Origin of the sequence: Brevibacterium sp. S22 (genome assembly GCF_004745485.1) — a bacterium.
Classification (GTDB): Bacteria; Actinomycetota; Actinomycetes; order Actinomycetales; family Brevibacteriaceae; genus Brevibacterium.
In genome coordinates, this window is the sequence record NZ_RHFG01000041.1 from 19,911 (window position 1) to 27,700 (window position 7,790).

4 protein-coding genes are annotated in these 7,790 nt (G+C 66.8%); 3 read left to right on the forward strand and 1 reads right to left on the reverse strand.

The window, feature by feature from the left end; translation table 11 throughout:
• The first annotated feature begins 118 nt into the window (after positions 1 to 118).
• Complete coding sequence (locus EB835_RS19215) at positions 119 to 3,919, forward strand: FtsK/SpoIIIE domain-containing protein (protein WP_168216792.1); 3,801 nt, start codon at positions 119 to 121, stop codon at positions 3,917 to 3,919.
• A 1-nt stretch (position 3,920) separates the two neighbouring features.
• Here EB835_RS19215 and EB835_RS19220 read toward each other — a convergent pair whose 3' ends face one another.
• Positions 3,921 to 4,970, reverse strand: a complete 1,050-nt coding sequence (locus tag EB835_RS19220; protein WP_135811048.1) for a GNAT family N-acetyltransferase — start codon at positions 4,968 to 4,970, stop codon at positions 3,921 to 3,923.
• Between the two features lie 44 nt (positions 4,971 to 5,014).
• On the opposite strand from EB835_RS19220, the gene EB835_RS19225 reads away from it, so the two are divergent.
• Both EB835_RS19225 and EB835_RS19230 read left to right on the forward strand, forming a co-directional pair.
• Positions 5,015 to 5,824 (forward strand): purine-nucleoside phosphorylase, encoded by an 810-nt coding sequence (locus EB835_RS19225; protein WP_135811049.1) that lies wholly within the window; start codon positions 5,015 to 5,017, stop codon positions 5,822 to 5,824.
• 11 nt (positions 5,825 to 5,835) lie between these two features.
• Positions 5,836 to 7,662, forward strand: a complete 1,827-nt coding sequence (locus tag EB835_RS19230) for a phospho-sugar mutase (RefSeq protein WP_135811050.1) — start codon at positions 5,836 to 5,838, stop codon at positions 7,660 to 7,662.
• Positions 7,663 to 7,790 lie beyond the last annotated feature (128 nt).

The following is a 7,790-nucleotide window of genomic DNA, read 5'->3' on the forward strand; positions in this document are numbered from 1 at the left end:
CCGATTCTTGTGGACCCCACCCCACTCAAACTTTCTTCGGCTGTGGATGGTCGAACCGTTTCCACAGGCCCTTCTTCGCCTCTTGACCGAACCGCGCGACCGCCGTGAATCTGTGCTCATGAGAACACTGGGACTCATCCACCGCATCGAGGCGAACGGAACCGTCACGAGCACCAGCGTCGAAGCCGAATCAGGCCAAGCGGCACTCGACGTCTTCCGGTCCGCCTTGGGACCGGAGCTGACGCACAGGGACCTCGCTGTCGGCAACCGGTTCGAGGACCACAGTCTCGAATCGATCAGCTGGGGTCACTGGCAGCGGCTCAATCCCATCACCGTCGTCGGTGCCGATTCTCTGCGAACCACCGGCATCTCGACCGACTCCGAACTGTCAGACGTGGCCGTCCTGGCGGGGCCGGATTCCGGCTTCGCTCTGACACTCGACCCACGACGTGCCTGTCTGTCCCGGCTGCCTCACACCGATTGCCTGACCGTCATCGACCCCTGCATCTCCCGCACACCTCAGCCGCTGCGCCTCGATGCCACAGGCGCTCAGCCTGCACTCCGCCTCGGTGCGACCGTGCTTGCGCCGGGCACAGCAGACAGCTCGGCCGATGGTGTGTCGTCCTCGGCCGCCGGTTCGCTTCCGCCGATCCGGTCCCCGACGCTGCAGCGCAACGATGACGTCCATATCGCGCCCAAGACTATCGACGATCCCCGGCCGGCCAGGCCTCCACAGTGGTGGACGTTCCTCATCCCCGTCGGCATCGGCGTGGTCCTGGCCGTGGCCACCGGAATGTGGTGGTTCCTGCTCTTCAGCATCTCCGCCCCACTCTCCGGATGGGTCGCCTACCTGGTGGAGAAGAAGCGCTTCACCCGCGACAGTGCACAATGCCGACTCGACCGTGACGATGCTCTGGCCGAGGCGCGCACACGGTTGGGCCGCCTCGAAGCCATGCACCGACGCATGGTCTTCTCCTCCCCCGGTCTGTGCCTGGGGTTCGGGACGATCTTCAGCGACCTCACCATCGACAACCAGCTGCAGGACGGAACCGATCACATCGATGGTCGGGTCGTCTTCGCCGATATGCCGATCCGCATCGATCCGCGAACGACGACGGTCACCGTCAGCGGGTCACCCGCCGCCTTACGCACCATGGCCTTCGCCTGGCTGGCCGACCAGCGTTTCCGATGGCGGCCGAGTCCCGAACTCGCACTGCTGCCGGAACTGGTCGGCACCGAGTTCTTCGATGACCGCTGCTCACACTCGCCCCGGTCAGATTCCGGTCCAGACGACAGAGTCGATGATCCGATTGCGATCACGTTCGACGAGGCGGCCCGTCCCGCCGTGCTCACACTCGCCGCCCCGCATTCGGGTTCTATGGTCTCGATGACGGTGGGCACCCTCGCGCAGGCACGCACCACCACATCGACCGCGCCCGGAGGCCCGGTGCCTGGGCGGGCGCTCACCGTTGCCCTGATGCCGGCCGCTCGATTCGTCACCGTCCACCGCAGATTCACTGCCGGGACCGGGCCTCGAGCCTGGCCCGACCACGGGCTCGGTGAGCTCTGCGACGATACGCCTGAAGCCATCAGAGAACGATGGCGTCGTCCCGCCTCGGGGCCGGTGATGATCGGCCGCGGAGCCGACGGCGATATCGGAATCGATCTGTTCGCCGACGGACCCCACGCGCTCGTCGCAGGCACCACCGGCAGCGGAAAGTCCCTGCTTCTCCAGACGTGGCTGCTGGCGATGGCCTTGGCGCAGCCGCCTCGGCGCCTCCAGTTCGTCCTCATCGATTTCAAGGGCGGGGCCACGTTCGCCCCGCTGCAGGATCTGCCGCACACCGACAGCGTGCTCGACGATTTCGATTCCGGTCTCGCGTTCCGCGCTCTCGTCTCGGTGCGTGCCGAAATCACCCGTCGTGAGCGGCTGCTGGCCGACCACGGGTGCGCCGACGTCACCGATCTCACCGATCCTCCCCCACGTCTCGTCGTCGTCATCGACGAGTTCCATGCACTGATGGCCAGCCATCCGCGCGCCGCTGACCTGCTCGAACACCTCACCGCTCTGGGCAGGTCCCTCGGCGTGCACCTCATTCTCGCCACGCAGAGACCCATGGGAGTCGTGACCGGCCAGATGAAGGCGAACATCAACATCCGTGTCTGCCTGCGGGTGCGCGATGAGACGGATTCCTTCGACGTCATCGGCACAGACTCGGGTGCTCTTCTGCCCGCGGACAAGCCCGGTGCCGCCTGCTTGGACTCCGGGATCAGCGTCACCCAATTCCGCGTGGCGGTGCCGTTCGGGACTGATGCCGGCTCCGATGCCAGCACCGAGGTGGCCCTCCGGCCCCGTGTCCGGCCCTGGGTCCGCGGTCCGGTTCCGTCCCTGGCCAGCGGTGTTCACGGTGTCAGCGTCGACAACATCGTCGCCGCGACGCGGGACAACGCTGGGGCCGGAATCGATGCAGCGGCCGAGGCCGACGAGATGGGTGAGAGTTCTTCGTCTGAGGGGCAGAGGCGACAGGTCGTACTGCCGCCCCTGCCTACTCCGGAGGAAATGGCGATCTGGGCAGCTGGAGTGCCGGCCATGGACCCCGATGGAACGGTGGAGGCAGGCGCAGGGCTCGGCACAGCAGTCACGGGGATCATCGATGTTCCCACCGAACAGCGACAGCAGAGGTGGACGTTCGACCCGGATGTCGACGGTTCCACGATCCTCACAGGCGGCAGCCCCGAAACCGTGGAATCCGTGCTCGTGAATATGACTCGTGCGGCGGCCCCGACCCGGCGGATCATCGCAGTAGGCAGGATCGCCGCGGCCCTCGACTGGGCCGAGATCAGCTGCGGAATGACCACAGGGTGGCAGACTCAGGCGATCCTCGACCACCTCATTGCGGGAATGGGCACAGTCACGACCTCGCAGGACTGTGCCGGCTCCGGCACACAGACAGGTTCGGGGGCGCCCCGAGAACCGCACAGCCTCCTCGTCTGCAGCAACTGGGCCGAATTCGTCGACTCACTCGACCATTATTGGGCCGAACGTGCCGAACGCCTGCTGGGACACGGTGCCGGATCTGATCTCGTGTTCCTGCTCGCCGGGTGTCGGAATATGACGAGCAGGAACTCTCGGTTCGCCACACAGATCATCTTCCCGCCCGAGGCCGGCGAAGACGGGACGAGCGTGGGACTCAGCCGGCAGCGATTCGCCGGCTCGTGGCCGGACTTCCGCGCCGTCATTCGCGGCCCCCGTGTGCAGGTCGCCGGCGGGGACGGTGCCGATGTGCAGTTCGTGCCCAGGGCCGCAGCCCAGAGGGGATCGCCCGAACCTGGGGAAGAACCGGACATCCTCGGCGGGGCCTCCCGCGAATCGGAGGCCCGGGAGGGATTCGCGCCGCGCTGGACCGGCCTCGAACGACCGGCGATTGCCGTGGACTCAAGGGCAGACGACGCTCCGCTTCGCGCCATCACCACGCCAGACGTCGTCCCTGTCGGCGTCGATGCCTTCGGCGATCTCGTCACCTGGAACCCCTTACGAGATGGCTCAGTGCTCACGGTTCGCGGTTCACCGCAGAGCGGCAAGAGCGATTTCGCCGCTCTAATGGGCCGCCTCGGAGGCATCGCCGTCCACGATGATGCCCACCGGGAGTCAGAGTCCGGCGATTGGGATCTGCTCGACGGACGATTCCATGTGCTCACCGTCCCGACGCGGTTCACTCCCGGCTACGGTTCACCAGTGGCCAAGGCACAGAATCTCGGGCCGCTGCTCGTGCTCGGTGTCCACACCAAGCAGGATCTCACCGGACTCGGAGTGCTGCGACAGGCCCCGCTCGATGGTCTGCCGGGGACGGGCTGGTTCGTCACCGAGGTTCAGGTTCGCCCTGTCCGCCTCTTCACCGCCGACGAAGGTCAAGCCTGAATCAGCTCATATCGGCGGCAGGCCCCGACAGCGTCTCATAACGGTAGAGCTCAGTGGCCGTGCCCGTCTCGAGCAGACGGTCGGCCAGTGCTGAGATCACAGGCATTCCGCTTGTGACCTCGATGACGACATCGGCGTCGACGGACAGCCGTGCCAGGAGCAGTTCGGCATCGGCGACCGCCGCGGCGAAGTCCTCACCGGTTGCCTCGGTATCCTCACGGGTCTCGAACATCGACCCGAGGATGAGTTCGGTCGGAGCCTCTTCCGAGGCCTCATCGATCACGGCCTGACCTGACCCGTCACCTGCGGCGGTTCCGACACCGGCACCCGGCTCGCCGGCCGACGGCACGGTCCCGGCAGTCTCATCGGCCTCCCTGGCATAGGACACGGCGAAGGCGCTCAGCCCTCCAGCCTCAGCGGTCCCCGCCGCACCATTCAGCAGTGCGGCGCCGTGGGCCCCGGCCGCCTCGGAGAGGAAGGCGTTGTTCACCTGTCCGATGGTCAGCGGACCCACGGCATCGTCACGGTTCACGGCGGTGTACCACGCCATGAATGCTTTCGTCAGCTTCACCGATCCTGTGGCCACGATCTCGAGATCCTCGGCACGGCCGCCCCCGGCTGGAGGCAGGGCACCGGCGGGGACCTTGATCACGCGGGTCGTCGTCAGCGGAGTGAAGCCGAGCGCCTGGGCAAAGCCTTCGCCCGCACTTCCGGCCTGCACACGGGCCCGCAGGTCAAGGCCTTCGAGCGCAGTTCCCCGCGTTTCAGCGCACACAGCTTCGAAGAGTTCACGCCCTTGACCGTGCCCCTGCTCCTCGGCGGCCACCTCGACGTGGACCCACGCCCGGTAGGGGTGAAGTGGGGATTCGGCGATCGCGGCGGCGCCGACGGGAACGTCAGGAACCACCTCGGCGATGACGGAGCGGATCAACGGCGAATCCGAGGAGGGACGGAACAGGGACCGGGCCATGTGACCGGCCGGGGTGGTCGCGTCGGCAAACACCTCGTTCAGGCGCAGATCGTCACCGTCGTTCAGCTCTCGAATCGGCATGTGCTCGCTCCTTGGGCGGTGGGGAACTTGATAATCTTGGCGTCATGACTGACTTAAGCGATCCTACCGCCGCCGCGCACGCCGCGGCCACGACCATCAACGCGAACGCGGGCATCGACACACACGACATCGCGCTCGTCCTCGGCTCCGGATGGGGCGGGGCGGCGGACCTCCTCGGCGAGACCGTCGCCGAGATCTCCGCGGCGGAGGTTCCCGGATTCCACGCTCCCGCAGTCGTTGGCCACGGGGCGACCCTGCGCACGGTGCGGATCGAAGCCAGCGGCAAGCATGCGCTCGTGCTCGGATCGCGCACCCACTACTACGAGGGCAAGGGCGTGCGCGCCGTCGCCCACGGTGTGCGCACCGCGGCCGCTGCCGGCTGCTCTTCGCTCGTGCTCACCAACGGCTGCGGCGGACTCAACCGGAACTGGGCGGCCGGCACCCCCGTGCTCATCTCCGATCACATCAACCTCACCGGGACCTCCCCGATTGAAGGCGCGAACTTCGTCGATCTCACCGACCTGTACTCCCCGCGGATGCGCGCGATCGCGAAAACGATCGACCCGACGCTCGACGAAGGCGTCTACGCGCAGTTCCGCGGACCTCACTACGAGACCCCCGCCGAGGTGCGCATGGCCGGCATCCTCGGCGCCGATCTTGTCGGCATGTCGACGACGCTCGAGGCCATCGCCGCACGTCAGGCCGGGCTCGAACTCATGGGCATCTCGCTGGTGACGAACCTGGCCGCCGGTATCCAGGAGACCCCACTCTCCCACGCCGAGGTCATCGAAGCCGGAGTCGCAGCCGCTCCGCGCATCTCCCGCCTGCTCGCCGATATCGTCGCGAAGCTCTGAGGAGGGACACCATGACCCGCGTAGCCGACCAGTTCACGAATGGATTCGACGCCGAGGTGGTCCGTGCCTGGATCGCCGATGACCCCGACCTGCAGACAGCCACCTCGTTGGAGCACATCCTCGGCGAGGCCGAGAACGGAGACGCCGCTGCCGTGGCCGACCTCGAGGATCGGTTCGCCGGTCCCCTCGTCTTCGGCACCGCGGGTCTGCGCGGGGAGATCGCGGCAGGGCCGAACCGAATGAACCGGGCCGTAGTCATCCGTGCCGCGGCCGGACTCTCAGCGTTCCTCGCCGATACCGTCGGTGAGGGTTTTCGCGTCGTCATCGGTTGTGACGCCCGGTACAAGTCTGCGGAGTTCGCCACGGACACGGCGGCAGTCGTCACCGCTGCTGGTGGCGTCGCGGTCCAGCTGCCCGAGCAGCTGCCGACCCCACTGCTGGCCTTCGCACTGTCGCATCTCGAGGCAGACGCCGGAGTGATGGTCACGGCCAGTCATAACCCACCAGTCGACAACGGCTACAAGGTCTATTTGGGCGAACGTCCCCTGCGGGCAATCGAATCCGACCCGGCCGCAGCTGAGGCGGGTGCCGGAGCTCAGATCGTCAGCCCTGCCGATGCCCTCATCGCCGAGAAGATCGCGGCCGTGGAATCGGTCGCGTCGGTGCCACGTGCCGAATCCGGGTGGGACCACCTCGACGAATCGATCGTCGAGACCTACCTGACCCGCATCGATGCCTTGGGCGTGCGTGCGGAGTCGGACCTGTCGATCGTCCTGACCTCCCTGCACGGTGTGGGGGCAGGAGTCGCCGAGGCGGCGCTGACCCGCACTGGGTTCACGGACCTCCACCCGGTGGCCTCTCAGCAGGAACCGGATCCGGACTTCCCGACCGTGTCGTTCCCGAACCCGGAAGAGGCCGGGGCACTCGATGAGTCCTTTGCGTTGGCCAGGGAGGTCGAGGCCGAACTCATCATCGCCAATGATCCCGACGCAGACCGGTTCTCCGCCGCGATCCCCGATGCTTCGGCGGCGGTCGGATATCGTCAGCTCACCGGCGATGAGGTGGGGCTGCTGCTGGGCGAGGATGCCGCGAACCGGCTGGCAACAGGAACGCATCATGCTGCAGGAGCGGATGCTCCGGTGTTCGCGAATTCGATCGTGTCTTCCCGCGGCCTTGCGGCAGTGGCCGCCAGCCACGGGTTCACGGCAGTGAACACGCTCACCGGATTCAAGTGGATCTCCCGCGTGGCCGGCCTCGTCTTCGGGTACGAAGAGGCACTCGGCTACTGTGTCGATCCCGGAGCAGTCCGTGACAAGGACGGCATTTCGGCGGCCGTGACGTTCGCAGCGTTGGCGTCGCGTCTGAAGTCCGAGGGCAGCAGCATCGAAGCCGAGCTCGATCGGATCCGGGGACGCGACGGCTACTTCGCCACCGCTCCCTTGAGTTTCCGACTCGACGACATCTCCCTCATCGCCACGGCGATGGCGAAGCTGCGCGAGAATCCGCCGGCCACACTGGCTGGCTCCCGTGTCGCCGAGGTCCACGACCTCTCCGCCGGGTATGACGGTCTGCCGCCGACAGATGGGATCCTGCTGCTCTCGGAGTCGAACTCGCGGGTGATCGTGCGTCCCTCGGGCACAGAACCGAAGCTCAAGTGCTATCTCGAGGTCGTCGCCGAACCCTCGGAGCTGCAGGCCGCAGCCGATGCCGATGCGCGTGCGGCGGCCAGCGCCGGAGTACGACTGTCGGCCACCTCGGCGAGTGCCTCCCTCAAACCCGCGCTCAAGGAACGCTTGGCATCGTTGAGCACCGAGCTCAAAACCTTCTTCGCCCTCTAAATTGCTACCTGACGGCGGCTGTGCAACCTTGCGCTGTGAGTATTGACAGTGGCTGGTCTGGGACTGGCTGGCAGAGTAGGTGTTGGCCTCTCCATCCCGTGATCGTGACTCCACCTTGCGCTGACCCA

Bases quoted from the DNA above. Each gene is read 5' to 3' on its own strand.
- EB835_RS19215 (WP_168216792.1), top strand. From the start codon at position 119: ATGAGAACACTGGGACTCATCCACCGCATCGAGGCGAACGGAACCGTC.
- EB835_RS19220 (WP_135811048.1), bottom strand. From the start codon at position 4,970: ATGCCGATTCGAGAGCTGAACGACGGTGACGATCTGCGCCTGAACGAG.
- EB835_RS19225 (WP_135811049.1), top strand. From the start codon at position 5,015: ATGACTGACTTAAGCGATCCTACCGCCGCCGCGCACGCCGCGGCCACG.
- EB835_RS19230 (WP_135811050.1), top strand. From the start codon at position 5,836: ATGACCCGCGTAGCCGACCAGTTCACGAATGGATTCGACGCCGAGGTG.